General features: G+C 32.9%; 26 protein-coding genes. 12 read left to right on the top strand and 14 right to left on the bottom strand.

The window, feature by feature from the left end; translation table 11 throughout:
- Position 1: 1 nt before the first annotated feature.
- On the bottom strand, positions 2-1,306 hold the full coding sequence (locus VOI25_RS00980; RefSeq protein WP_323787014.1) for an FAD/NAD(P)-binding oxidoreductase: 1,305 nt from the start codon (positions 1,304-1,306) through the stop codon (positions 2-4).
- 93 nt (positions 1,307-1,399) lie between these two features.
- Between VOI25_RS00980 and VOI25_RS00975 the strand changes: the two genes are divergently transcribed.
- Both VOI25_RS00975 and VOI25_RS00970 read left to right on the top strand, forming a co-directional pair.
- Positions 1,400-2,407 (top strand): glycoside hydrolase family 113, encoded by a 1,008-nt coding sequence (locus VOI25_RS00975; RefSeq protein WP_323787013.1) that lies wholly within the window; start codon positions 1,400-1,402, stop codon positions 2,405-2,407.
- Between the two features lie 39 nt (positions 2,408-2,446).
- Positions 2,447-3,178: a metallophosphoesterase gene (locus VOI25_RS00970; protein WP_323787012.1), complete on the top strand. Its 732-nt coding sequence runs from the start codon at positions 2,447-2,449 to the stop codon at positions 3,176-3,178.
- Here VOI25_RS00970 and VOI25_RS00965 read toward each other — a convergent pair whose 3' ends face one another.
- From VOI25_RS00965 to VOI25_RS00955, 3 genes are read right to left on the bottom strand one after another with little or no spacing between them, the layout of a single operon-like run.
- A complete protein-coding gene (locus VOI25_RS00965; RefSeq protein ID WP_323787011.1) occupies positions 3,179-3,922 on the bottom strand; it encodes a TIGR04283 family arsenosugar biosynthesis glycosyltransferase in 744 nt (247 codons plus the stop codon).
- Positions 3,915-4,808 (bottom strand): DUF547 domain-containing protein, encoded by an 894-nt coding sequence (locus tag VOI25_RS00960; RefSeq protein ID WP_323787010.1) that lies wholly within the window; start codon positions 4,806-4,808, stop codon positions 3,915-3,917. Before VOI25_RS00960 ends, VOI25_RS00965 begins: the two co-directional genes overlap by 8 nt.
- The gene (locus tag VOI25_RS00955) at positions 4,809-5,693 is read right to left on the bottom strand and encodes a sterol desaturase family protein (RefSeq protein WP_323787009.1); all 885 of its coding nucleotides are present in this window, start codon (positions 5,691-5,693) and stop codon (positions 4,809-4,811) included.
- 94 nt (positions 5,694-5,787) lie between these two features.
- Here VOI25_RS00955 and VOI25_RS00950 point away from each other — a divergent pair, with 94 nt between their 5' ends.
- Genes VOI25_RS00950 through VOI25_RS00935 form a run of 4 tightly spaced genes read left to right on the top strand, consistent with a single transcriptional unit; the run spans position 5,788 to position 8,751 of the window.
- Positions 5,788-6,318, top strand: coding sequence for a sigma-70 family RNA polymerase sigma factor (locus VOI25_RS00950; protein ID WP_323787008.1), 531 nt, complete (start codon positions 5,788-5,790; stop codon positions 6,316-6,318).
- Between the two features lie 2 nt (positions 6,319-6,320).
- Positions 6,321-7,112, top strand: a complete 792-nt coding sequence (locus VOI25_RS00945) for a HEAT repeat domain-containing protein (protein ID WP_323787007.1) — start codon at positions 6,321-6,323, stop codon at positions 7,110-7,112.
- Between the two features lie 26 nt (positions 7,113-7,138).
- Positions 7,139-7,984 (top strand): DUF4097 family beta strand repeat-containing protein, encoded by an 846-nt coding sequence (locus VOI25_RS00940; RefSeq protein ID WP_323787006.1) that lies wholly within the window; start codon positions 7,139-7,141, stop codon positions 7,982-7,984.
- A 20-nt stretch (positions 7,985-8,004) separates the two neighbouring features.
- Positions 8,005-8,751: a hypothetical protein gene (locus VOI25_RS00935; RefSeq protein ID WP_323787005.1), complete on the top strand. Its 747-nt coding sequence runs from the start codon at positions 8,005-8,007 to the stop codon at positions 8,749-8,751.
- 111 nt (positions 8,752-8,862) lie between these two features.
- Here the strand turns inward: VOI25_RS00935 and arsM are convergent, their stop codons facing one another.
- From arsM to VOI25_RS00905, 6 genes are all read right to left on the bottom strand, one after another.
- Positions 8,863-9,831 carry an arsenosugar biosynthesis arsenite methyltransferase ArsM gene (gene arsM, locus VOI25_RS00930; protein WP_323787004.1) on the bottom strand — a complete coding sequence of 323 codons (969 nt, stop codon included), beginning with the start codon at positions 9,829-9,831 and terminating at the stop codon, positions 8,863-8,865.
- A gap of 78 nt (positions 9,832-9,909) precedes the next feature.
- Positions 9,910-10,722 carry a purine-nucleoside phosphorylase gene (locus tag VOI25_RS00925; protein WP_323787003.1) on the bottom strand — a complete coding sequence of 271 codons (813 nt, stop codon included), beginning with the start codon at positions 10,720-10,722 and terminating at the stop codon, positions 9,910-9,912.
- Entirely contained in the window at positions 10,715-11,359 is a 645-nt protein-coding gene (locus tag VOI25_RS00920; RefSeq protein ID WP_323787002.1) for a TIGR04282 family arsenosugar biosynthesis glycosyltransferase, read from the bottom strand. Before VOI25_RS00920 ends, VOI25_RS00925 begins: the two co-directional genes overlap by 8 nt.
- A complete protein-coding gene (locus VOI25_RS00915) occupies positions 11,337-11,831 on the bottom strand; it encodes a rhodanese-like domain-containing protein (protein ID WP_323787001.1) in 495 nt (164 codons plus the stop codon). The genes VOI25_RS00920 and VOI25_RS00915 overlap by 23 nt, the downstream gene beginning before the upstream one ends.
- 1 nt (position 11,832) lies before the next feature.
- A complete protein-coding gene (arsS, locus tag VOI25_RS00910) occupies positions 11,833-12,897 on the bottom strand; it encodes an arsenosugar biosynthesis radical SAM (seleno)protein ArsS (RefSeq protein WP_323787000.1) in 1,065 nt (354 codons plus the stop codon).
- A 6-nt stretch (positions 12,898-12,903) separates the two neighbouring features.
- Positions 12,904-13,239, bottom strand: a complete 336-nt coding sequence (locus VOI25_RS00905; RefSeq protein WP_323786999.1) for an arsenosugar biosynthesis-associated peroxidase-like protein — start codon at positions 13,237-13,239, stop codon at positions 12,904-12,906.
- Positions 13,240-13,416: 177 nt separating this feature from the next.
- On the opposite strand from VOI25_RS00905, the gene xdhC reads away from it, so the two are divergent.
- Together xdhC and VOI25_RS00895 are read left to right on the top strand one after the other, a co-directional pair.
- Positions 13,417-14,187, top strand: coding sequence for a xanthine dehydrogenase accessory protein XdhC (xdhC, locus tag VOI25_RS00900; RefSeq protein ID WP_323786998.1), 771 nt, complete (start codon positions 13,417-13,419; stop codon positions 14,185-14,187).
- The gene (locus VOI25_RS00895) at positions 14,184-15,191 is read left to right on the top strand and encodes a hypothetical protein (RefSeq protein ID WP_323786997.1); all 1,008 of its coding nucleotides are present in this window, start codon (positions 14,184-14,186) and stop codon (positions 15,189-15,191) included. The genes xdhC and VOI25_RS00895 overlap by 4 nt, the downstream gene beginning before the upstream one ends.
- A gap of 35 nt (positions 15,192-15,226) precedes the next feature.
- Here the strand turns inward: VOI25_RS00895 and VOI25_RS00890 are convergent, their stop codons facing one another.
- From VOI25_RS00890 to VOI25_RS00875, 4 genes are all read right to left on the bottom strand, one after another.
- Entirely contained in the window at positions 15,227-15,601 is a 375-nt protein-coding gene (locus tag VOI25_RS00890) for a hypothetical protein (RefSeq protein WP_323786996.1), read from the bottom strand.
- 121 nt (positions 15,602-15,722) lie between these two features.
- Positions 15,723-18,047 carry a xanthine dehydrogenase molybdopterin binding subunit gene (locus VOI25_RS00885; RefSeq protein WP_323786995.1) on the bottom strand — a complete coding sequence of 775 codons (2,325 nt, stop codon included), beginning with the start codon at positions 18,045-18,047 and terminating at the stop codon, positions 15,723-15,725.
- Positions 18,040-19,452: an FAD binding domain-containing protein gene (locus VOI25_RS00880; RefSeq protein WP_323786994.1), complete on the bottom strand. Its 1,413-nt coding sequence runs from the start codon at positions 19,450-19,452 to the stop codon at positions 18,040-18,042. Before VOI25_RS00880 ends, VOI25_RS00885 begins: the two co-directional genes overlap by 8 nt.
- Before the next feature lie 3 nt (positions 19,453-19,455).
- A complete protein-coding gene (locus VOI25_RS00875) occupies positions 19,456-19,926 on the bottom strand; it encodes a nucleoside deaminase (protein WP_323786993.1) in 471 nt (156 codons plus the stop codon).
- 318 nt (positions 19,927-20,244) lie between these two features.
- Here VOI25_RS00875 and VOI25_RS00870 point away from each other — a divergent pair, with 318 nt between their 5' ends.
- The 4 genes from VOI25_RS00870 to VOI25_RS00855 all read left to right on the top strand — a co-directional run bounded on the left by VOI25_RS00870 (position 20,245) and on the right by VOI25_RS00855 (position 23,382).
- Positions 20,245-21,540, top strand: coding sequence for a site-specific integrase (locus tag VOI25_RS00870; protein ID WP_323786992.1), 1,296 nt, complete (start codon positions 20,245-20,247; stop codon positions 21,538-21,540).
- A gap of 20 nt (positions 21,541-21,560) precedes the next feature.
- Positions 21,561-22,331, top strand: coding sequence for a hypothetical protein (locus VOI25_RS00865; protein ID WP_323786991.1), 771 nt, complete (start codon positions 21,561-21,563; stop codon positions 22,329-22,331).
- 96 nt (positions 22,332-22,427) lie between these two features.
- Positions 22,428-22,715, top strand: coding sequence for a helix-turn-helix domain-containing protein (locus VOI25_RS00860; RefSeq protein ID WP_323786990.1), 288 nt, complete (start codon positions 22,428-22,430; stop codon positions 22,713-22,715).
- 1 nt (position 22,716) lies between these two features.
- Positions 22,717-23,382, top strand: a complete 666-nt coding sequence (locus VOI25_RS00855) for a hypothetical protein (RefSeq protein WP_323786989.1) — start codon at positions 22,717-22,719, stop codon at positions 23,380-23,382.
- Positions 23,383-23,404 lie beyond the last annotated feature (22 nt).

Below are 23,404 nucleotides of genomic sequence, written 5' to 3'. Positions count from 1 at the left end.
GTTATGCGGTTTCTAGTTGTTTGTTATAAGCCGATAAGATTTCAGCTTCGTAATGACTATAGAATTCAGGATCAAAATTTGCTTCAGAAAGATGATTCATCACATAATCAACATCTCTTTTCTCACTGAGCCAAGTATCAAATGTTTCATGACGCATTCTAATTCCAAAGGTGTTAATTCCTAAAAACTCATTACTGTCTTTGTGATAAGCAACTGTGATACATTTAGTGTCATCATTGTGTTTCCAATGGAAATGTTGTTCATAGTCTGGCCTTCCTTTTTTTCCAAAAACCCAACCATAGGTTTGATATTCAATATCTAAAAATTTGGCAGAATTAAACCAATGACCTGGTTTGTATGCCATACGATTACCACAAATGGTTTGCGCTAATGTTTCTCCCATCATTCGACCTGAATACCAAACGGCTTCAATAGGTCTTCTGTTTCCAATGGCTTCATGTTGTTCGGCACAATCTCCAATTGCATACACATCTGGAATGTTTGTTTCAAGAAAGCGATTAACTTTAACACCTCTGCCAATTTCAATTTTTGAAGATTTCACAAAACCTATATTTGGCGAAACACCAGCTGTTAATCCAACGACATTACAAGCAATTTCCTCTCCTGTTTCTTCAATGACTACGGATTTTACATGTCCGTTTTCATCAGATTTTATTTCCTTTAGATTTGTTGATAACCGCAAATCGATATGATGGTTTTTTATGTGTCTATTTATCATCTGACTTTCACCTTCTGGTAAAACGCCATTCCAAAAACTAGATTCTCGAACTAAAAATGTTACAGGAATACGTCGCGAGTTTAGCATTTCGGCAAGTTCGATGCCTATAAGTCCACCACCTACAATCACAGCTCTTTTACAAACTTTATTATTAGGTGCATGTACCTCTAGATTATCTAAATCTTGTTTATGATACATTCCCATAACACCTTTAAGGTCTTGTCCAGGCCATCCAAATTTGTTTGGTTTACTTCCAGTAGCAATGACCAATTTATCGTAGTTGAGAACTGGACCATTAGCAAGTTTTAAAGATTTATTATCGGTATCTATGGCTTCAACGTATGCATTACGTAATTCGATTTTATTCTTTTTCCAAAACCAATCTTCATAAGGTTGTGTGTGTTCAAATTTCATATGTCCCATATAAATATACATGAGCGCAGTACGTGAAAAGAAGTGATCAGTTTCTGAAGATATAATTGTGATTTTTTTATCGGAAAGCTTTCTAATATGTCTTGCTAAAGTGACTCCTGAAATTCCGTTTCCGATGATTACGATATTATCCATAGATTTAAGTTAGATGAATCTTTTGTCGAAGGTTTTGTTAAAACCTTAAACGGTATTGGCTTTTTGATTAAATTTAAAGATTAAATATTTGGTATGAGAATAATTTTGACATTACGTGTTTTACTTCTTCTTTTTATAGTATCCGCATGTGCTGCGCAGAAAGAAAAAGTTAATGGACTTAGTTTTGTTGCGTCGCCCGAAACTATTAATGAAACACATACAGAACCTGTAATTAAAGTTGGTGCGAATTATACTGCAATTATGCCTTTTGGTTTTATACGTGATTTAGAGCATCCTGAGATTATTCATAATACAGATAGACAATGGTTTGGAGAAACTAGAGCAGGAGCAAAACAATATATTGAAGCCTTAAAAAAGCGGAAGGTCAAAATCATGATTAAGCCTCAAATTTGGGTTTGGAAAGGCGAATTTACCGGACTTATAAAAATGTCTAATGAAGATAACTGGAAAGCTTTAGAAGCATCCTATTCTAAGTTTATTTTAGAATACGTAGATCTCGCTGAAGAAACTAATGCTGAAATCTTTTGTATTGGAACCGAATTAGAAAACTTCGTCAAAGAACGTCCTGAATATTGGCATAAATTAATAAAAGAAATTAAAAGTGTTTACAAAGGGAAACTAACGTATGCAGCCAATTGGGATGAGTTTAAACGCACACCATTTTGGAGTGATGTTGATTATATTGGAGTTGATGCTTACTTTCCAGTGAGTGACAATCAAACGCCTACGATTGAAGAATGTAAAGCTGGTTGGCAAAAGCATAAACAGCTTATCAAATCACTATCTGAAACACATAATAAACCAATTTTATTTACTGAATATGGCTACCGAAGTATGGATTTTACTGGTAAAGAACCATGGGAAAGCGACCACACAATTCAGTCGTTAAATTTTGAAGGGCAAGCAAATGCAACGCAAGCATTATTTGAAGAGTTTTGGCATGAAGACTGGTTTGCAGGAGGATTTGTTTGGAAATGGTTTCATAACTACGATAAAAGTGGAGGCGATAAAGACAATCAATTTACACCTCAAAACAAACCTGTTGAAGCCATAATTCAATCCTTTTATAAGTCCGAATAAATCAAATTACCTATTTATATTTGTATTAAAAAGTAAATTATGAGAACACTTGCCATTGGAGATATTCATGGAGGATTACGAGGATTGATTCAACTTATGGAAATTGCTAAGGTTAGTAAAGACGATACACTCATTTTTGTGGGTGATTATGTTGATGGCTGGAGTGAGTCTGCTCAGGTAATTCAGTATTTAATGGAATTATCGAAAACAAATACCTGTATTTTTATTAAAGGGAATCACGATGTTTGGTGTGAAGATTGGTTGCGAACTGGCGAAGGTGAACCAGTTTGGTTAGCTCATGGTGGACAAGAAACAGTTGAAAGTTATGCATCTCTTTCGGAAGCAGAAAAGAAACAACATTTGTATTTTTTTGATGCTATGGATCTTTACCATATTGATGATGACAATCGATTATTTATTCATGCAGGTTTTACATCAATGCATGGCGTTGAAAAAGAATATAATTTTCGAAATTTTTATTTTGATCGCACGCTTTGGGAAATGGCAATAACGATGGATAATAGTATCAAAAAGGATTCTGAACTGTATCCAAATCGGTTAAAGCAGTATTTCGAAATTTATATTGGTCATACACCAACAATAAATTTTTATAAAGACAAACCTATGAATGCAATTAACGTTTGGAATATTGATACAGGAGCTGCATTTACTGGAAAACTATCTGCTATAGATATTCATACAAAAGAAATTTTTCAAAGTGAGACCTTACAAGATTTATATCCAAGTGAACAAGGAAGAAATAAAAGTTAATCACTTAATATGTGTCTTATAGTAAGCAAATAAATCATCTGCCGACGCACCAAACCATTTTTTGACATAGATGGCCCAGAAGTGGTATTGTAAGGTCCAAATTCCATGCTTTTTGTAAAGTCTTGCTGAAGTGCGAATCTTTTTATTAATGACAATAAATTGCTTTCTTTCGTATAGTTCATTGATTAATATATTGTCTTCGTAGATGATGAAGCTTTCATCATAACCTCCAATTTCATTAAAAAGTTCACGCGTAATAAACTGACTTTGATCACCACCTCTGCATGCTCGCCAAGAAAATTGCGTGAGCCAACTTGCTAATCTTAGCCACCAATGTTGACTATCAAATTGCATTCTGAAACAACCAGCTAGATGGCCTTTGTTGACTTCAGAAATAATAAGATCATCAAAATGTTTTGGTGGATAAGAATCAGCATGCAAAAAATAAAGGATGTTGCCAGTTGCTTTTTTTGCTCCAAGATTCATTTGTTTAGCACGTCCTTTTTCAGAATGTAAAAGTGTTATGTCAGGTTGAGCGCAGTCGAAACCTCTTTTTCGAGACCTCTCGACTGCGCTCGAAGTGACTTTATTTATGATTTGTATTGTATTATCCTGGCTTCCGCCATCCACTAAAATGATATCACTTATATTCGATTTTGAAGAATGTTCATTTAAATGAACAAGGAGTTTTCCAATGTCTTTTTCTTCATTTAAAACTGGAATTATAATAGAAATTTTAGTCATTCAAATTCCAATTATAATCTTTGTAGCTTTTTTTTGCTTTCTCTGAAATTGTAACGTCTGAATATTGGTTTAAGAAGTCGATTAAAGAACTTTCGTTTGATTTAAAATCACCTCCATACCATTTAAATATTTTAGATAATTTGATGCTACTTTCACTAAGTTCATTTTTAGACGAATCACCTAAAAACCCTTTTGTTAGAAGGACTAAATCGGAATCCAGATTTTTGGATGTAAAGGCTTTATTGTATAATCTCGGACAAGAAACTGCGGCACAAACTAATGCAAAATGAATACGAGGTTCATCCATTTTTCGAATGATCCTGTGTTCTACGTCATTAAGCGTGTACCATTTAGCTCCTATTTTAATAAAACGATGATTCCAAGGTCCATCAATATCTTTAATACTTTGTATTGGGTAATTATCTAAGATAAGTTTTATGGTAAACGCATTGTAAACATTCATCCAATACGCAAGTGTTTCATCTTTGCTCCAAGAATCTTCAGGTGGTGTTTCAGAAAGTGAATTCAAATAGCTGTAAAATTCAGTTTTATCAGATTTGAAACCATTATAATTAACATTGCCTTGTTCTGAAACATGTTTTTGAAGCAAATTGTTCCATGCTTCATGATTAAATACTTCTGTGTCTTGGCTTCCAGTTATTTCAGGTTCAGTTTCAACTTCAGAAATAGTTTCATTCGATTCTATTTCGGATGGAGTTTCAATGGTTGTAGTGCTTTCATTTTCAATTGATTCGAACACTTCCTCTTTTTGTTCTTCAACTTGAATAACTTCCTCTGTTGTAGAAGTACTAGCAATTTGTTTGCTGCTTCCACAAGAAATTATTAATAACACTAAGACTAAAATTGAAATAGGTTTAATTGACATCTACTTTTTCTTTAACGGATATAACTCCTGACTAATAAAATCTTTTGGGAATTGTTCATCACCATCAAAACCTAATTCTATGTCTCTTCCGCTATGCGGAACATAATTTGTTTTGAAAATGTAATCCCAGATACTTAATGTTAGTCCGTAGTTAACACCAAACCTAACATGCTTAGGTAGTTCTTTTGCATGATGCCAAATATGCATCTTCGGATTGTTAAAGATATATTTTAGTTTTCCGTAGTCCCAACCCAAATTTGCATGGTTAAGATGTCCAATTGCGATAGCGAAGAAATACACAATAGCAACATCTTGCGCACTATAATTTGCAATAATTGCTAAAGGAATATATCTAATGGAATTGTAAACAACAGGTTCCATCCAATGGTAGCGTAAATGTGCTGCAAATCCCATTTCTTTTACGCTATGATGTACTTTATGGAAATTCCACAACCAAGGCACACGATGTAATAATCGGTGTGTATTCCACTGTACAAAATCATTCACTAAAAAGAAAATCAGTAAACCTAACCATTTTGGTAAATCTGTAGAATCAAATAATTGAAAACTGGAAAGCGATAAACCAACAGCACCTAAAATATCGTTAAAGAATTCGGCAGCTGTATTTGATAAGGCGATGAGCACAATTAAATTCAGAATAAAAAAATTAAAGAACATATAAAAGGTGTCTAGCCAGAAATCTTTACGAAACAACGCTTGATTTTTTCGCCACGGAAATGTAATTTCTAATAACCAAACTGCAATAGAAATAATAATAAGTCCATAAAAATAATTGTCCCAGTTATTTTCAAAAAGAACCTCATTTTTGAGGTAATTCCAATAGCCAGAGTACGAGTTTTTTATTATGTCGAGATATTTTTCCATAGACTATAAAGATACATTTTTTAAAAAAAATAATAGGCTTGTGTAACCTTTTTGTAAATTAAAGGTCTTCATACCAAACAACCATCAAAGAGAATTGAAAAGACTAACCGACGAAGAAGTAATGCTCGATGTATCTCGAGGAAATTTAGATGCTATGGCTCACATTTTTGAGCGCTATAACAAGCGGTTGTATAATTTCTATTTTCAAATGATAAGAGATAAGGATGCTTGTGAAGACATGACTCAAGCTGTTTTTTATAAAGTCATGCGTTATAGAACATCTTACAAAGGCGGACAATTTGTGTCATGGATTTTTAAGATTGCACGTAATGTATTCTCAGATCATTATCAGAAGTCTAAAAAAACATCAAATACCGAAAATCTCGAATTTGTTGCCAGTAATAATGCAGATAGTAAGATTGAAAGAAATGATGATATTGCCCATTTGCATTACGCATTAAACATATTGAATAAAGAAGAAAAAGAATTAATCATTTTAAATCGATTTCAAGGCATAAAATACGATAAAATAGCAGATATAATTGGAAGCAGTGAAGGTGCAGTTAAAGTGAAGATACATCGTATTATAAAAAAATTGAAAACCGTTTATTTAGAAACCATATAGTCATGGAGTGTAAAAATATAGAAGAACAATTAGTAGATTTTATTGATGGCCAATTGCCTCCTGAAGATTCTCAAAACATTAAGCAACATATAAAATCATGTGATGCTTGCAAGTCAAATTATGAAGACACAAAGGCACTGTTTTTGGCTTTTGAAAAGGTAAAAGAAGAAACTCCAAGTGATAACTTAAGAACTGGATTTTATAACCTCTTAGAGGAAGAAAAGCAATGGCATGATGATAAAATTGTGAAGCTTACTGAATCGAAAAAAGATTTTCCATGGAAACAAGCATTTCAAATTGCAGCTTCCATTATATTGATGTTTGGTGGTTATTTTTTAGGTAGTCACAATTCGAAACAGACTGCAAATCAAGAAATTTCTGCATTACAAAAAGAAACCATTGAATTAAGAGAAGATATGATGTTGGCAATGATTGAAAATCAATCACCAAGTAAACGTATTCAAGCCGTAAGTTTTACAGAAAACTTTGTAAAACCAGACGTTAAAATATTAGAAGCGTTAATAGAACGTATGCAATATGACGGAAATATGAATGTGCGATTAGCTGCAGCAGAAGCATTATCAGAATTTCCAAAATCAACTATTGTAAAAGAAGCGTTTATTGAAGCACTAACTACCCAGAAAGATCCAAGTTTACAAATTGCAATTATTCAATTTTTGGTAAAAATCCAGGAGAAACGCGCGATTGCTCCAATGCAACAATTATTAGAGCACGAGGATACAGCAGATTTTGTAAAAGAGCAGGCAAACAGTGGTATTTCGGAAATTATTTAATAAGAATCAATTAAAAAATCAGTAAAATGAAACAGATAAAACGAACAGGAATTATAGTAAATTTTATAGCAGTATTATGCTTTATGTTTACCAATGCTCAAGAAGATTATTCGAAGCGTTTAAACGGCATTACAAAAGTAAAAATTGAAACAGGTACACATGTTAAGATAATAGCGGGTACAACGAATGAATTGAAATTCACAAAATATGTGTATGATAATGACGACCACGATCATGACAATTGTGACCATGAGCATAATGTAGAATGTCACGATTGTGAGGAGAATAATAGGGATGATCGTTCTAAAGGCCTAAAAGCCGTGTACTCTGGAGGAGTCGATAATACTGGATTTGGAATGTCTATTGAGCAAGAAGGCACTGTATTACGAATTAAAGATTTAAAATCATGGATGCAACGTAGCGGATTGCAAATTATTTTACCAAAAACTATGGATATTCATTTAGATTGTGGTAATCTAGGGAGTGCGGTTTTAAGAGGGTTTTCTTCGGAAATAGAAGTGAACACAAATGTTGGCAAGATTATCCTTAAAGATGTTACAGGTCCAATTACTGCACATACCAGTACTGGAACTATTGATGTAGATTTCTCAAGCGTTAGCCAATCGTCACCAATCACTATGAGTAGTTCAACAGGGATTGTAGATGTGTCTCTTCCAGCTAATACGAAAGCCGATTTAGAATTGCGTTCTAACATGGGAACCATTTATACCGATTTTGATTTACAAATACCTACAAGCGATGGAATGAAGGTTGTAGGTTCTACCCAAAGAATTGAAACTAAACTCAATAATGGAGGTGTCAAAATCGTCTTACGTTCTTCCACTGGAAACGTATATCTAAGAAAACAATAATCAATCAAAAAATCGAACACATGAAAAAAATCTCATTTTTTCACGAACTCTTCCATAATAGGAGAGGCGTGAGTAATAAATTAATAATAATTGCTTTGCTAAGTGTTGCAACACTTCATGCACAACGACATGTTGAAATCAAAGAAAGTCTATCAAAAAACCAAGATGTATTTCTCGATTTTAAATTTGCGCAAGATATAAGAGTAGAACACGGCAATACAAATGATATAAAAGTGAAAGCTTCAGTTAATATTGATGATGGAGTAGGTAATGCGTTTTTCAATATTAAAACAGACAATTCATCAAGACATTTAAAACTATATTCAGATTTTGGAGATTATTTTAAAAACCAATGGAAGGATAAAAACAGAAACAATTGCGATAGGACAACAATTATAAATTATGTGGTCATAGTTCCTAAGAATGTCAATTTAAAAATAAAAAGTATTTCTGGTAGTGTTATTATGGATGTTTTTCAAGGAGATTTAGTTACTGATTTAATATCTGGAGACGTAATAATTAAAAAATATGATGGAGAGCTTAGACTAAAGACCATCAGTGGAGCATTAGATGTTACCGTAAAAAAAGCCGATTTAAGAGCAAAATCATTGACAGGCACGATTTATTCAGATTTAGAATTTAGAAAAAACACGTCTAGTAAATCTTACAATGGATCTCATAATAGAGTTTCAAAACAAATAAATGGAGGAACACTTCCTTTAGAAATGGAAACCATCTCTGGTAATATTTATATTAGGAAGAGTTGATGGTTATGCATGGTTAGTTTAATCAAAAAAAAGCGCATTCTTTAACGATGCGCTTTTTTATGATAATTTTATTTTCTTGAATGAGTGAGATAAATAAATGACGATTATCTTCTAGCAACAACCTCCACCATCATAATGGTATGTAGATTCACTTATAAAGATATCATCTCGTTCTAAGTTTGCCAAAACTCCAGCCGTTTTATCACAAATCGCTAAAGGTTGATTTTTAAGCAATACATGTCCAGCTTTATCATCGAAATAATCATCCTCACCATAATAAATTGCCGCTTTTCCTGTGAAAACACAAGGTCCATCACTTGGCATAGGGTCTTTAATGGCTGCAACTTCAATAGATTCAATATAAATCAATTCGTTTGTTGGATAATGTTTAGGGTCTAAGATTCGATACGGTTTTCTTGCTCTAATTTCAATAGTTCCAAAGCCAGCATCAGTTAGAGCTTTTATGTATTCTGAAATAGGTAAGCTTCCACTTAAACAAAGTGCTCTTAATCTATCATCGTTTCGCAATTCGTCATTCATGGGTTGCTCACAAGTAGGATCACTCATTACTAAACGACCATGAGGTTTTAATACGCGATACATTTCTTCAATGGCTTTCTTTAAATCATCAGCTTTAAAAATATTGAATAGACAGTTTTGAGCTGCCACATCGATACTATTATCGTCAACAGGAAGATGCATAGCATCACCTTTTTTAAGATCAACAAATTCAGATTTGAACCAATCATTTTGAGCTTCAGCTTCGATGAAATTTTTACGAGATGCTTCTAACATTTCGTTTACAACATCAACTCCAATAACTCCACTTTTTTGACGATTGAAATAGGCAAATTGTAGTAATTCCATACCACCTCCAACACCAACATAAAGCATTTTAGGATTGTTTGTTAAATCACGAGCATGAACTGTACTTCCGCAGCCATAATTCATTTCTTGCATGATTCTTGGGATTTTTAAACCTGGTAATTCCCAAATAGGGTTCGTAGTACAGCATAAACCAACATCAGGTGTTAAGGCTGCTTCTTTATATAAATCGTTAGTTGCGTTTAAGTAGCTCATAGCTTAAATTATTGTATCATATTTTGATTCATAAAGGTAGTCTCTTCATCAACAAAAATGTGTAACATATATTACACATTAAATAGTTTTTATTAATTCTTTAAAAAGGGTAATCATATTAGGTTCTGCTTTTCCGGCAATTGCTATTATTTCTGCTATATCGACTGCTTTTAAGTTGTCTGGATCACATTCGTCTGTTAATACCGAAATTGCAGCTGCTTTCATATTTAAATGGTTCGCAACAATGATTTCAGGAACTGTACTCATCCCAACGGCATCAGCACCAATAATTTTGAGCATTCTATATTCTGCTCTTGTTTCTAATTGTGGTCCAACAACACTCGCATAAACACCTTCATGTAATTTGATGTTATGTGCTTTTGCAATGCTTTTAAATTTGGCATTAATTTCCAAATTATAGGGTGCACTCATATCTGTAAATCGCTCTCCTAGTTCTTCAACCCCTTTAAATGCTAATGGAGAACTTCCTTGTAAATTAATATGATCATCAATCAACATCAATTCTCCTTTTTTATAGTTTAGGTTTATGGCACCGGCAGCATTTGAAACTAGTAGTGTTTTAATTCCAAGCTTTTTCATAATTCTTACGGGAAAGGTGACATCTTGTAAAGTGTAGCCTTCATAAACATGGAAACGTCCTTGCATCACAACCACTTTTTTTCCTTCTATTAGGCCATAAATTAATTTACCTTTATGAAACTCAACCGTAGCTGTTGGAAAATTAGGAATGTGATTATAACTCACTTCGCAAATCACTTCAATTTCGTTTGTAAGTTTACCTAAGCCTGTCCCTAAGATGATTCCGATTTCAGGATTTTTAAAACCTTTATCAGCCAGATAATTAGCAGTTTCTGTTATGAATTTAATCATTTAGTTGTTTGATTTTGTATTGTAATTCTTCGTTGTTTTTATAAAAATCTGATGTTTCTAAGTCTTCAAATGTATCAATGTCATTTAAAACAGCTAAGGTAGCAAATGTTGTATTGTTGTTTTTCAATTCTGAAAGCGTTTCAGATAATAAATAACTTTGACTCCAAGGTTTGTTTTCAAATACTTTGGTATTCATTTTTGACATGCCTATGAGGTAATAACCACCATCTTCAGCAGGTCCAAAAACAACTTCAGAATGTTCTAGAGCGTTTAAACCTTTTCGAATGTGAGAAGCATTAATGTCAGGTAAATCTGATCCAATTAGGACAATGCGATTGTAACCATCTTGAAAACCTTTTAAGAATGCGTTTTTCATGCGTTCACCTAAATCTTTTCCTTCTTGAACAGCTTTATACGCATTTTGCCATTTGGTATCTACAACAGCATCAGAAAAATAGATTCGTAAATCATTATCTAAATCGTCTGTTGCCTCTTCTGTGACTTTTACGAGTGCTTTATAAACTTCAAATGCAGCTTCATTACCAATAGTTTTTGCAAGTCTGGTTTTTACTTTTCCTAATGTGATGTTTTTCACGAAAACAATGACGAGTTCCTTATTCATGAATTTTAATTCCATTGTTTAACCATTTGCTCCATTTTTTTGAAAACGTATGGATGCTATCTGTTTCTTTATCCTGAGCATTGACAACTGAACCGTTTTTATTTTTCCACTCGAAAATTCCACCATATAAATTTTTTACATTGGCATATCCAGCTTTTTTCAATTTGCTTGCCACTACTTCTGAACGAATTCCAAGAGAACAATACACAACAATCTCCTGTTGTTTATTTGGTATTTGGTTTTTTAAAACTTCAATATCAAAATTTTCATATCCAACACAAAGGGCATTTTTAAGATGACTTACAGCATATTCTTTTGGTTCTCTCGCATCTAAAAGAATGACTTCAGTTTTTTGTATCGATAATTGATCAACAGAAATATAGGGGACTTGATTTGAATTATATTTTCCTAACAACTCTGATAAGTTTTCTTGCGAGAAGCTGAAAAATGAAAACAAACAAACGATGTATATAATCAGTATTCTCATATTATATAACAGCACCTTGACAACTACTTCCTGCACCAGCTGTGCATCCATAGCAATGTTGTGAAATGACTATGTTTCGTCCTTCCAATAATTCTTCATTAAAATCTGAAATATGCTTTACCTTACTGTTTACTGGTAGTTCTAACATTTGATTGAAATCACAATCGTACAAATAACCTTCCCAACTTATTGATAAGGTATTGGTGCACATGACATTTGAAACTGCTGTAGGATTGTAAGCTTCTACTAATTGATACATATAATCTTCATAGTTTTCTGATGCAATTAAGTAATCTAGAAAACGAGATATTGGAAGATTAGTAATAGCAAAAAGGTTATGAAATTGAATATCAAAATCATCATGTAATGCCTTTTTGAAATCTTTTTCCATAGACCTTTGATCACCTGGTAAAAAAGCACCTGAAGGATTATAAACTAAGTCTAGTCTTAAATTACTATTGGGCATGCCATAACCAATAGCATTTAAATCTTGTAAGGCTTTAATTGATTTGTCAAAAACTCCATCGCCTCTTTGTTTGTCTGTTTTTCCTCTTGTCCAATGCGGCATTGAACTCACTACATGAACATTGTGCTTTTTGAAAAACTCTGGTAGATCGTAATATTTTTTGTTAGCTCTAATGATGGTTAAGTTAGATCTTACTATAAAGTCTTTAATGCCAACTTTGGAAGCTTCTTCAACAAACCATCTAAAATCTGGATTCATTTCTGGAGCTCCACCAGTTAAATCTAAAGTATGTGCACCAGAATTTTTAATCACTTCCAAACACTGTTTCATCGTGTCTCTAGTCATTATTTCTTTTCTATCTGGACCAGCATCAACATGACAATGATCACAGACTTGATTGCACATATAGCCTACATTTATTTGAAGTATTTCAAGTTTTCTCGCTTTTAAAGGAAACTGACTTGTTTCGGAAATCTTATTTTTAAAAGTTGGTAATCCTCCATTTTGAAAAATACCATTTGATAAAATTTCTAATTGTCTATTGCTATGTGCTAAATCGCTTCCTTTTTTATGTAGAGATTGGGTCTTTAATTTCGTCATCAACTACTAACCGTCTAGTTTATTAATTTTATTCATCATCTGCACGCCATGTACTAAAGTTGCACCACCTTTTATTGCTGCACCAACGTGAATGGCTTCCATCATTTCTTCTTTGGTAATACCACGTTGAAGTCCGTCTTGCGAATACGCATCAATGCAATAAGGACATTGTTCAGTATGCGATACTGCTAAAGCGATTAAAGATTTTTCTCGAGCACTTAAAGCGCCTTCTTCAAAAACTTTTCCATAGTATTCAAAAAATTTAGTTCCCAATTCTTCACTCCATTCAGTAATTTTTCCAAATTTTTTAAGATCGGCTGGGTCGTAATATGTTTTTGACATATTTAAAATTTTAAGCGTTAATTCATCTACGTAAAAAGTAGATATTAGGTTTTAAGTCGGTTTTAATTATCAAACTTAACAGAAAATTTAGCAGAAAGCTAATTTATTTTTTATCACTAAAATGAAATATGGTTTACACTAAAAAAACCTTACTTTTAAATTCTCTTTTTACAAGGAATGAAGAATTGGATTGAACTATTATCGGAATTTAATAAAAAGCAACAACCTGTCGCTTTAGTTACTGTAACAAAATGTTTAGGGTCAACACCATGTGTTGTTGGTTCGCGAATGATTATTACGCAAGATAAAGCGCTATTTGGAACCATAGGAGGTGGGAAGTTGGAATTTATGGCTACTGATGAAGCCATAAGAGCCTTAAACGAAAATAGGATTATTGAATCTAGTTATACGCTAGGTCCCGAGTTTGAACAGTGCTGTGGAGGAAAAGTTGAATTTATGATAGAACCTATGAATCAATTACCGGAATTATTTTTATTTGGAGCAGGACATATTGGCTTAGAAATAGCTAATATTTTAATTGATACACCATTTAAAGTTAATCTTATCGATTCTCGTAAAGATTGGTTTAAGGACAAAACATTAGATGAGAATATAACCTGTTGTCAAGTTAATATCGATGACTTTAAAACATTTAGAGATGTTGTGAAATGGGGAAAAAACTGCTATGTTTTAGTATTAACTCATGATCATTCCATTGATTTCGAAATTGTTGCAATGGCACTTCAAAATGACACTAAATTCTTAGGATTAATTGGGAGTAAAACAAAACGCGTTCGATTTAATAATATGCTCATAAAAGAGATGAATATCGAAGAAGGGATGAGCAATGTGGTTTGTCCTATTGGATTGCAAGTTGGAGGTGACACACCCAAAGAAATAGCGATTAGTGTTGTTGCTCAATTACTAGAAGTGCACTACAAAGGATGAAGAATAATAAATCTGTAATAGATAAATTAACTGCTCTTTGGGCTTTAAATGAATCAGGTCTTGGCGGATTTCTTCATGTTTTTAAAACACCTTTTACCGGAATAATTGTTGGCGGAATTGCTATTTTACTCATTAGTTTAATTGCGTACTATGCAGAAAACAAATGGAAGGCTATTTTAAAAGCACTATTGATTGTTTTAATTATAAAAATGGCTGTTAGTCCATATTCTCCATTTGGAGCGTATGTAGCCGTAAGCTTTCAAGCGCTTGTTGGTGCCTTTTTGTTTTCGAAGTTTTCTTGGAAAGGCGCTACTTTAATGGTTTTAGGAATGGTTACATTTTTAGAATCTGCGCTTCAAAAATTATTAATTCTCACTATTGTTTATGGAACTGAACTTTGGGATGCTATTAATATATATGGCGCTTATGTCCAGAGAAAAATGGATTTTGTTTCTGAAACATCAACTGCTTCGGTTTTAGTGACGACTTATCTATTAGTTTATGGAATTTGCGGAATTCTAGCCGGATTATTCATTAGAAGTATGATCAAGATCATTTCGAATAAGAAGCAAGACAATTTTTACTTAGTACCTAACGAAATTGAACCTGAAAAGAAGACAACTAAAGCTGCATTTAAATTTAAAGTGGTTTGGATTTGGCTACTAACAGTCACCATTATTGTTTTGGCGTTTACATTTTTTGGAGGCGATTTGTTTGGTTGGCAAAAAGGAGTTTATATCATGCTACGTAGTCTACTAATTTTACTACTTTGGTATTTAGTCATAGGACCTTTTCTATTGAAATTGGTTCAGAAATATCTCAGTACAAAGAAGTCGAAGTACAAAGACGATATTTCTAATGCTATGGACTTATTTCCGTATTTCCGACAGATTATTTTATACACTTGGAAGGAAACAAAATACTTAAAAGGGTATACGCGTTTCAAATATTTTATGGCGAATAGTATTTCAAATTGTATTCATTTTAATTTACCTTCTGAATAATCTGTCATTCTGTAATTGATGCGAAATGTAATTTGTTAACTAAAAAGAGTCTCACTTAAGGCATAATAAATTGCCATAATTGCTGAAAACAGAGCGCTTCCTAAAAAACGCCATTTGAGTTTGAATCTATTCTGAATGACATAATTCGCAATAAACGAAATAGGAATATTGACTACAAACGACCAAAATGCTATTTCAAGAAGATTAAAACCAATAGCTTCTATTTGGCCTGAGAATAATTTGATACATAATAAATGTCTTGCAATCCACAACGGATTAAAATATAAAATAGCTAAACCTGTTTTGGTTAAGGTCGCTTTTAAGCTTTTTAAATGTTCTGTTTTTTTAACAATCCAATCAAAGTAATTCGGAATTTCAAATGCATAAAAAGTTGCACCAATAAAGACCATTCCAAGTAATCGATACCATGAAAACTCATCTAATAAAAACGCAGGAATAGTATCTCCAGCACTGTAAATTAGTGCGCCTTTTAATATGTTTTGTTTTTTGTAGTGTAGTGCGATATCGCTTTTATTTATTATAAAGACTCATTAAAACTTTCTCTGGAGTCATTGGCGCATGAAATTTTAAATCATAATCAGGATTAAAAGCTTTAATAGCATTTTGAATCGCAAAATAAGCACCAATTCCGTACATAAGAGGAGGCTCTCCAACGGCTTTAGATTTTAAGATTGCTAAGTCATGACCTTGAGTTTCCACAGGAATCACTTCCACGTGTTTCGGTACAGAAAAGATATCTGGAATTTTATACGTCGATAAAGCATTTGACAGTAATCGTCCATCATCATTATATGCGATTTCTTCCATGGTCATCCAACCGATTCCTTGCGCCAAAGCACCTTCGACTTGACCTAAATCAATGCCTTCACTCATGCTTTTTCCGTAGTCATGAACAATTTTAACCGAATCAAATTCGTAGGTGCCACGAGTGCAATCTACAGTAGTTGTTATAATGGCTGTTCCGTAGACGTGATAAGCAAATGGATGGCCTTTTTCTTTGGTTTTATCAAAATGAATTTCTGGCGTGGCGTAGTGCGCATTTTCAGTCAAAGCAACGCGTTTCAACATGGTTTTACCGATGAGTTCTGTCCAAGTTAATTCTGATTTTTCAGATTTAATATAGATGTATTCATCTTTCAATTCGATGACGTCTTCGGAAACATTTAATTCTTCAGAAGCCACTTTTTTCAAACGACCAAGTAAGGCATTACAAGCTTTCAAGGTTGCTTTTCCGTTTAAATCGGCTGTAGAACTTGCAGCAGAAGGGGATGTATTTGCAACTCTAGTAGTATTTGTGGTTTCAATTTTAATTTTTTCAATAGGAATGGAAAATACTTGAGCTGCAATTTGCATCATTTTCGTGTTCACACCTTGTCCCATTTCAACTGCAGCTGTGCTAATTCCTACGCTTCCATCGAGATAAATATGAACCAAAGCACGAGCATGGTTCATTGGTGTATTCGTAAATGAAATCCCAAAAGTGATTGGCATAAAAGCTAATCCTTTTTTGAAGCTGGAATTCGTTGTATTGAAGTTTTTAACCTCTTTTTCAAGCGCTTCTACATCATATATGGTTTTTGCAGAATTCCAAGTGTTTTTTGCTTCTACTTGTTTCGCAATTTGACCATAAGAAAAGCTGTCGTTTTCATCTAATAGATTTGCTTCCTGAATTTGTCTAGGAGATACACCAATGTCATTTGCCGCTCTGGCAATTGCAGATTCAATAACGAACATGCCTTGAGGACCACCAAAACCTCTGAATGCGGTATTAGGAGGTAAATTTGTTTTACAACTAATGACTGTGGTTTCTACGTTAGGAACAAAATAACTATTCGTTGCATGAAATAAAGTTCGTTCGGCAATAGCAGGCGATAAATCGGCAGCAGCTCCAGAATTTTGAAGAAACTCAGCTTCATAGGCCAAAATTTTCAAGTCTTTTGATAATCCTATTTTATAAGTGCTTTCGTATGGATGACGTTTTCCTGTCATTCGTAAATCGTCATGACGGTTTAATACTAGTTTAACCGACTGATTTAAATGATAGGTTGCTAAAGCAGCCATTACAGCCCAAGGTGTAGCTTGATCTTCTTTTCCTCCAAATCCACCACCAAGACGTGTGACATCTACTTCAATTTTATGCATAGCAACACCCAAAACCGTTGCCACTGTTTTTTGAACAGCAGTTGGTCCTTGGGTTGAAGATGTGATTTTTATATTGCCTTTTTCAAGAGGTTCGGCATAAGCACCTTGTGCTTCGATGTACAAATGTTCTTGACCATTGGAAAAGGTTTCGCCTTCAAAAATATAGTCACATTCTTCAAATCCTTTTTGAGTATCACCCAAACTAAAGGATCGAGGTGCATTGATGAAGCTTCCTTTTGCTTTGGCTTGTTTTGCAGTTGTTATTACTGGTAATTCGTCAATCTCAATTTCAATTAGTTCTCTTGCTTTTCTAGCAATAAATTCAGATTCAGCTACAATTAAAGCGATTGGCATTCCCCAAAAATGAACCTCATTTTCAGCAAATAAAGGTTCGTCAGGAATAATACCTCCAATTTGGTTTTCACCTGGAACATCTTTGTAGGTAAAAATACGTTCAACACCTTCTAAAGCTTCCGCTTTAGAATAGTCAATATGTTTAATTTTTCCATGCGCTTTTGGTGAGTCAAAAACAACAGCATAAAACGTACCTTGCCTAATGTTAACATCATCTACATACAAAGATTCACCTCTAACATGTGTATAGGAATCTAAATTTTTGATGCTCTGTTTTAATGATTTAGAAACTGCATCTAATTTAGAACCCAATGTGTTATTTGGTTTATGTTTATGCATGTTGAACAAAGTCGTTTAATGAGAATTGCTTAGGGAATAATTTGGTAAAATGTGCAAAAAATAATTGTCTGCCAAGTAATCGTTTGTATTCACTTGTACCACGCACATCGTTAATTGGTGCGATTTCATTTTGAAGAATAGAATTAGCTTCAAGAATTGTTTCTGAGGCTAACCGTTTTCCAGATAAAAATTTTGAAGTTTCATGTAAATACTTCGGAATAGCAGCAACTCCACCAATCGATACATGTGCTTCTGAAATGATATCATTTTCAACAGAAAGTTGAATTGCAGAATTGACACTAGCAATATCTAAATGTGTTCGTTTACAGACTTTTTCAAAATTAAAAAAAGAAGAATTAGTTGGTAATTTAAAGCTAATAGCTGTTAATAATTCACCTTCTTTTAAATCATAGGTTTTATAGCCTTGATAGAACTTCTTAAGTGGAACTTGTCGTTCATTGCCATTTTTATTTGAAACAGTAATATCACTATTAAGGGCTAAAAAGAAAATAGTCATATCGCCAATTGGAGAGGCATTTACCAAGTTGCCACCAAAGGAAGCCATATTTCGTATTTGCTCTGAAGAGACCAGTTTAAGGTGTTTTTTTAGATTAGGAAAATAAGTATTGATTTCAATGTGATTCCATAAATCAGACACAGTAGAATTCGTGCCAATTGTGCAACTGTTATTTTCAATCTGAATACCTTTTAAATAGTCTTTTTCGGCAATAAGATGGACTGAATTATCAGCTAAATGATCAGCTTGTTGAACGTATAAATCAGTTCCTCCTGAAACAAATTTTCCTTTAGGTTGATTTCTATCCTTAGTCTCTAAGTCAGTAAGTCGTTTAGTTATGGTTTTAAAATAGTTTGGAATAAATTCATTTTCAATCAGCCAATTAAAGTTGGTGTCATGTTTTTGGTTTTGAAGCTGCTCAACCATTTGAATTGCAGCTTTTTCAATGGCTTTGTAACCTGTGCATCTACAAATGTTTCCACTTATAGCATCTAAAGCATTGTTTAGATTGTTTTCTGAATTTGATAAAGCAAAACCTGTTAATGCAACCACAAATCCAGGAGTGCAAAATCCGCATTGCGTTGCATAATTTGCTTTCATAGCTTCTTGAGCTGCAGTTAATTTGTTTTGAAGATTTGTGCCTTCAACAGTTACAATATGTTTTCCATGGGCATTTCCTAAAGGAGAAATACATGAGGTGATACTTTGGTATTTAATCGAATCATTTTTAAGTGTTCCAACTAAAACAGTACATGCACCACAATCACCTTCACGACAACCAATTTTGGTGCCAGTAAGACGTTGTTCATATCGCACAAAATCAAGTAATGTCATCCCAGAATGTTCAGACGTTTTAATAGTTTTATTATTTAAAATGAAGGTTATCATGAACTAGTATTCAGTTTTATCTTCTTTTTTGGTCCATTCTTGAAATGGTTGTAAAGCAATCTCACGAGCTAATTGCTCAAAAGGAATGCTTCTTTCGGCGTAAGGTAACGGAATTTCCTTATAAATAAACTCATCATCAAATCCAATATTTGCTGCATCTACTTGATTACTTCCATAATATACTTTATCTGGTCTTGCCCAATAAATAGCACCTAAGCACATAGGACAAGGTTCACATGAGGTATAAATTTCACAACCATCTAATTGAAATGAATCTAAATTTTTACAAGCATCTCTAATTGCCGTGACTTCTGCATGTGCTGTTGGATCATTAGTTGAGGTTACTTTATTATTTCCTCTTCCAACGATTTTTCCGTCTTTAACGATTACACAACCAAATGGTCCGCCTTCATTGTTATTCATTCCTTTTAGAGCTGCATTAACAGCTTCTTGCATAAATTTGTCTTTGCACATGTAATTTTAAGTTGTTTAATTAAATAAAGTTGAACAAGCTAATATACTATTTTTTAAAATGAATATTTCGCTTTATAATCCTAGTTAAAACCAAAAAACCCGATTCAAATAGAATCGGGCTTTTAGTGGTGGTGCCTCCAGTACCATTTTTGACTTGAACATATGTTATCTTATTTTAACTATATTTAATCTTAAGCCTTAATTTGTTTGATTTAATATAGGTTTTTGAATAATTTATCTATATTTGATATAACAATAAGTAAAGAGGATGTTGTCCCTTTTGTTGTCCCCTAATAAATATATTTAAATTATTATTTTATGAGCAGAGCAATTCAATCTACTTCAGGAACCATTAAATATAGATTAAAAGACGTCAACGCTAAAGCAGAAACTTCAATAATTTTAGATTACAGTTTTGGGAGAAATAATCGTCTAAAATTTGCTACAGGTTATAAAGTAATTCCTAAAAATTGGGATAAATCTAATCAAAGAATTAGAGCGTTATCAACATTGAAAAATAGGGAAAAAGTAAATAAGGATTTGTTGAGGTTTTGTTCAGACTTTGCTAATCAAGTTTCAAATCTATCAGAAGTTGAGAAACAAAACAGAGATATCCTTAGAGGTTTGTTAGTTAATATAATTCGTGAAACGGAGGAAGTTGATAAACTAATCACTTCATTTTTTGAATTTGCTGATGATTTTATAAAACGCAAAGAAAATCAAGCCAAAAATATAGGAGCAGTCAAATTAAGTCCAGTCACAGTAAGGTCATATAAGCAAACTGTAAATAGATTAAGGGAATTTAATAAAAACGTCAAATACAATTTGGATTTTAATCTCATAGATTTAAAATTCTATTATACATTCATACAATATTTAGAAAACAATAATTACTCTATAAATACCATCGGCAAGCACATCAAAAACCTAATCACCATTTTAAATAGGGCATCTGAAGATGGTGTTAATACTAATTTTAAATATAGACATCGAGAGTTTAAAGCGGTATCAGAGGAAACAATTTCAATTTACCTTAATGAATCAGAAATTGATGCTTTGTTTAAGGTGGATCTGTCTAAAACTAAAGATTGGGAACTCGCACGAGATATTTTTCTGATAGGTTATTATACAGGTCAAAGAGTTTCAGATTACAATGGTATTGCAAAAGGTCAAATAAAAACATTTGATGGTAGAGAAGTTTTTGAGTTTAAGCAAAAAAAAACCTCTAAAACGGTTTATGTGCCTATTCATCCAAGGATAAAATTTATAATGAAAGAGAGGTATAATGGTAATCTTCCTCGAAAACTAAACGCTCCTGATATCAATGAATTTGTTAAAGAGGCAGGTAGGAAAGCGAAAATAAATGAGCAAATAACTATTCAAAAAACAACTGGAGGGAAAAAAGAACTTGAAACGGTATTAAAGCATAGTCTAATTGTTTCACATACAGCTCGCAGATCGTTTTGCACAAATGCATATTTGTCAAAAATGCCCACAATGGATATTATGGCTATAAGCGGTCATTCTACAGAGCGAGAATTTTACAAGTACATTAAAGTGACACCTCAAGAACGTGCTGTGAAAATAGCCGAAAGTGCATTTTTTAAAAATTAGTAATTAATAAAAATTTATTTATGAACGATAAAGACGCATTCGCAATTCATCAAATAGAATTTAATCAGTTGAATAAAGATGATATTGAAAACAGCTCAAAATTTGTATTACAGAATTACTGCTGTTATGAACCTAAGTTAGACGTTAACTTTTATTTAAAATATTTCATTTATAAACTTCTGTTCGATACAAGAATAATTGAACTAACGGATTTTCTTGAATATCATTATGATTATTGTGAGAATCCTGAAAAATATTACTCTATTCTCGATCTTGAAATCATTCCAAAAATTTTAGAAATTATTGAGAATGCAGAACCTAATTTTCAAGGGCGTGGATATTATAATGAGGAAGTGTTGGAAGGTGGATTTATTGAAAGCGAAGGGGTTATTTATAATTGGGACTTAGACTATCCAAAAATGTATCACCTTGCAGGGCTAAAGAAACTGCAAAATCAATTTAAGAAAAGAATACAAATAGTTCAAGGTTTTGTTGACGAATATGAAGAAAAGGCTATGACTAAACCTCTTAAATGGATTTCTGGCCCTTCACAATTGGCTATTGTCATAAGAGAGTTGATAAATAAGGGATATATGGAAGCCGATAAAACTCGTGGAGAAATTAATAACTCTCGTCTATCGAGAGAATTATTTAAAGCTTTTTCTATTGAAGATTGTGATTCTCCAAAATCAATAGAAATATATTTGAGTTCAGGTAATAAAAGATACCAGAAGGCTAAAGAGGTTTTTGACAAACGAGGGTTTTCAATTCCTGATGCGGATTACACTTAATTTTCATGCTGTATATATACTGTTATATACATTAAAAAATTGAAAAACAGTTGGTTATGATGTAGTTTTGAAATGGAGTAATTGAAATAGCATCAAATGAAATCAACACAAACACACGTTTATCAAACAACTCCCGAGGAGCTTACTGAAAATATCTTGATTGGTGTTGATTGTAAGTTAAAGGAGTTTTTTGATAAATATAAGCCACCTAAAAAAAATGAAGAAGAGCTTCTCACGGTTGGTGAAACTCTTGAAATTCTAAAATGTTCCAAACAAGCACTTTGGAATTGGCGCAAAAACGGTATACTCCCTAGTTATCGATTAGGGAATCGTGTCTACTACAAAAAGAGTGATATTTTTTCGAAACTCATTAAACAGGAATAGTATGATAAACAAAGGATTTATAATGCTACATCGTGAGTTAATCGATTGGGAATGGTATACGGATGTTAATGTTTGCAAATTGTTCGTGCATTGTTTGCTAAGGGTTAACTACAGCAAAAAAAAATGGCAGGGGATTGTTGTGAATAAAGGAGAGTTTATTACATCTTACGATAAACTTACAGTCGAAACGGGGCTAACGGTAAGTAAGGTAAGAACAGCTTTATCAAAATTAGAAAAAACAAATTACCTCAAAGTAGAAACTACAGCAGCTTATACTAAAATCAGCTTTCCAAAATTAAATGATTTTGTTGTTGAAGTTGGTCAGTCACAAAATGACACGCCAAATGACATACCAAATAGCAATGAAGTAACAAACATTTCACAATCAAATGACAATCATTTAGCAACAACGAATACTAATAATAATTTAATAAAAAATAGAAAAAAGATATTTAGAGACAAGGTTTTCTCTCACTCCACTTTTGATAATATAATTTTAGAATCTTTTTTTGATTACTGGAGCGAGCTTAACGCTGATAAAACAAAAATGCGTTTTGAAACAGAACGATTTTTTGAAATTGAGAAACGTTTAAATAAATGGGCTGCAAATGAACGACCTAAAATGATTTCAACAAAAGTTAAACCTGAATTATTAACTAATAGATAATGAAATTATGAGACTTAACCAG

The sequence above is a fragment of the Psychroserpens sp. genome, assembly GCF_034670085.1.
Taxonomy (GTDB): Bacteria; Bacteroidota; Bacteroidia; order Flavobacteriales; family Flavobacteriaceae; genus Psychroserpens.
This window is presented reverse-complemented; position numbering and strand designations above follow the sequence as displayed.

Coding starts and splice junctions, on each gene's coding strand:
- VOI25_RS00980 (WP_323787014.1), bottom strand. CDS start 1,306: ATGGATAATATCGTAATCATCGGAAACGGAATTTCAGGAGTCACTTTA.
- VOI25_RS00870 (WP_323786992.1), top strand. CDS start 20,245: ATGAGCAGAGCAATTCAATCTACTTCAGGAACCATTAAATATAGATTA.
- xdhC (WP_323786998.1), top strand. CDS start 13,417: ATGAAGAATTGGATTGAACTATTATCGGAATTTAATAAAAAGCAACAA.
- VOI25_RS00965 (WP_323787011.1), bottom strand. CDS start 3,922: ATGACTAAAATTTCTATTATAATTCCAGTTTTAAATGAAGAAAAAGAC.
- VOI25_RS00905 (WP_323786999.1), bottom strand. CDS start 13,239: ATGTCAAAAACATATTACGACCCAGCCGATCTTAAAAAATTTGGAAAA.
- VOI25_RS00855 (WP_323786989.1), top strand. CDS start 22,717: ATGATAAACAAAGGATTTATAATGCTACATCGTGAGTTAATCGATTGG.
- VOI25_RS00940 (WP_323787006.1), top strand. CDS start 7,139: ATGAAACAGATAAAACGAACAGGAATTATAGTAAATTTTATAGCAGTA.
- arsM (WP_323787004.1), bottom strand. CDS start 9,831: ATGAGCTACTTAAACGCAACTAACGATTTATATAAAGAAGCAGCCTTA.
- VOI25_RS00955 (WP_323787009.1), bottom strand. CDS start 5,693: ATGGAAAAATATCTCGACATAATAAAAAACTCGTACTCTGGCTATTGG.
- VOI25_RS00925 (WP_323787003.1), bottom strand. CDS start 10,722: ATGATTAAATTCATAACAGAAACTGCTAATTATCTGGCTGATAAAGGT.
- VOI25_RS00890 (WP_323786996.1), bottom strand. CDS start 15,601: ATGGTCTTTATTGGTGCAACTTTTTATGCATTTGAAATTCCGAATTAC.
- VOI25_RS00915 (WP_323787001.1), bottom strand. CDS start 11,831: ATGAGAATACTGATTATATACATCGTTTGTTTGTTTTCATTTTTCAGC.
- VOI25_RS00880 (WP_323786994.1), bottom strand. CDS start 19,452: ATGATAACCTTCATTTTAAATAATAAAACTATTAAAACGTCTGAACAT.
- VOI25_RS00860 (WP_323786990.1), top strand. CDS start 22,428: ATGAAATCAACACAAACACACGTTTATCAAACAACTCCCGAGGAGCTT.
- VOI25_RS00920 (WP_323787002.1), bottom strand. CDS start 11,359: ATGGAATTAAAATTCATGAATAAGGAACTCGTCATTGTTTTCGTGAAA.
- VOI25_RS00935 (WP_323787005.1), top strand. CDS start 8,005: ATGAAAAAAATCTCATTTTTTCACGAACTCTTCCATAATAGGAGAGGC.
- VOI25_RS00885 (WP_323786995.1), bottom strand. CDS start 18,047: ATGCATAAACATAAACCAAATAACACATTGGGTTCTAAATTAGATGCA.
- VOI25_RS00945 (WP_323787007.1), top strand. CDS start 6,321: ATGGAGTGTAAAAATATAGAAGAACAATTAGTAGATTTTATTGATGGC.
- VOI25_RS00970 (WP_323787012.1), top strand. CDS start 2,447: ATGAGAACACTTGCCATTGGAGATATTCATGGAGGATTACGAGGATTG.
- VOI25_RS00865 (WP_323786991.1), top strand. CDS start 21,561: ATGAACGATAAAGACGCATTCGCAATTCATCAAATAGAATTTAATCAG.
- arsS (WP_323787000.1), bottom strand. CDS start 12,897: ATGACGAAATTAAAGACCCAATCTCTACATAAAAAAGGAAGCGATTTA.
- VOI25_RS00875 (WP_323786993.1), bottom strand. CDS start 19,926: ATGTGCAAAGACAAATTTATGCAAGAAGCTGTTAATGCAGCTCTAAAA.
- VOI25_RS00975 (WP_323787013.1), top strand. CDS start 1,400: ATGAGAATAATTTTGACATTACGTGTTTTACTTCTTCTTTTTATAGTA.
- VOI25_RS00895 (WP_323786997.1), top strand. CDS start 14,184: ATGAAGAATAATAAATCTGTAATAGATAAATTAACTGCTCTTTGGGCT.
- VOI25_RS00960 (WP_323787010.1), bottom strand. CDS start 4,808: ATGTCAATTAAACCTATTTCAATTTTAGTCTTAGTGTTATTAATAATT.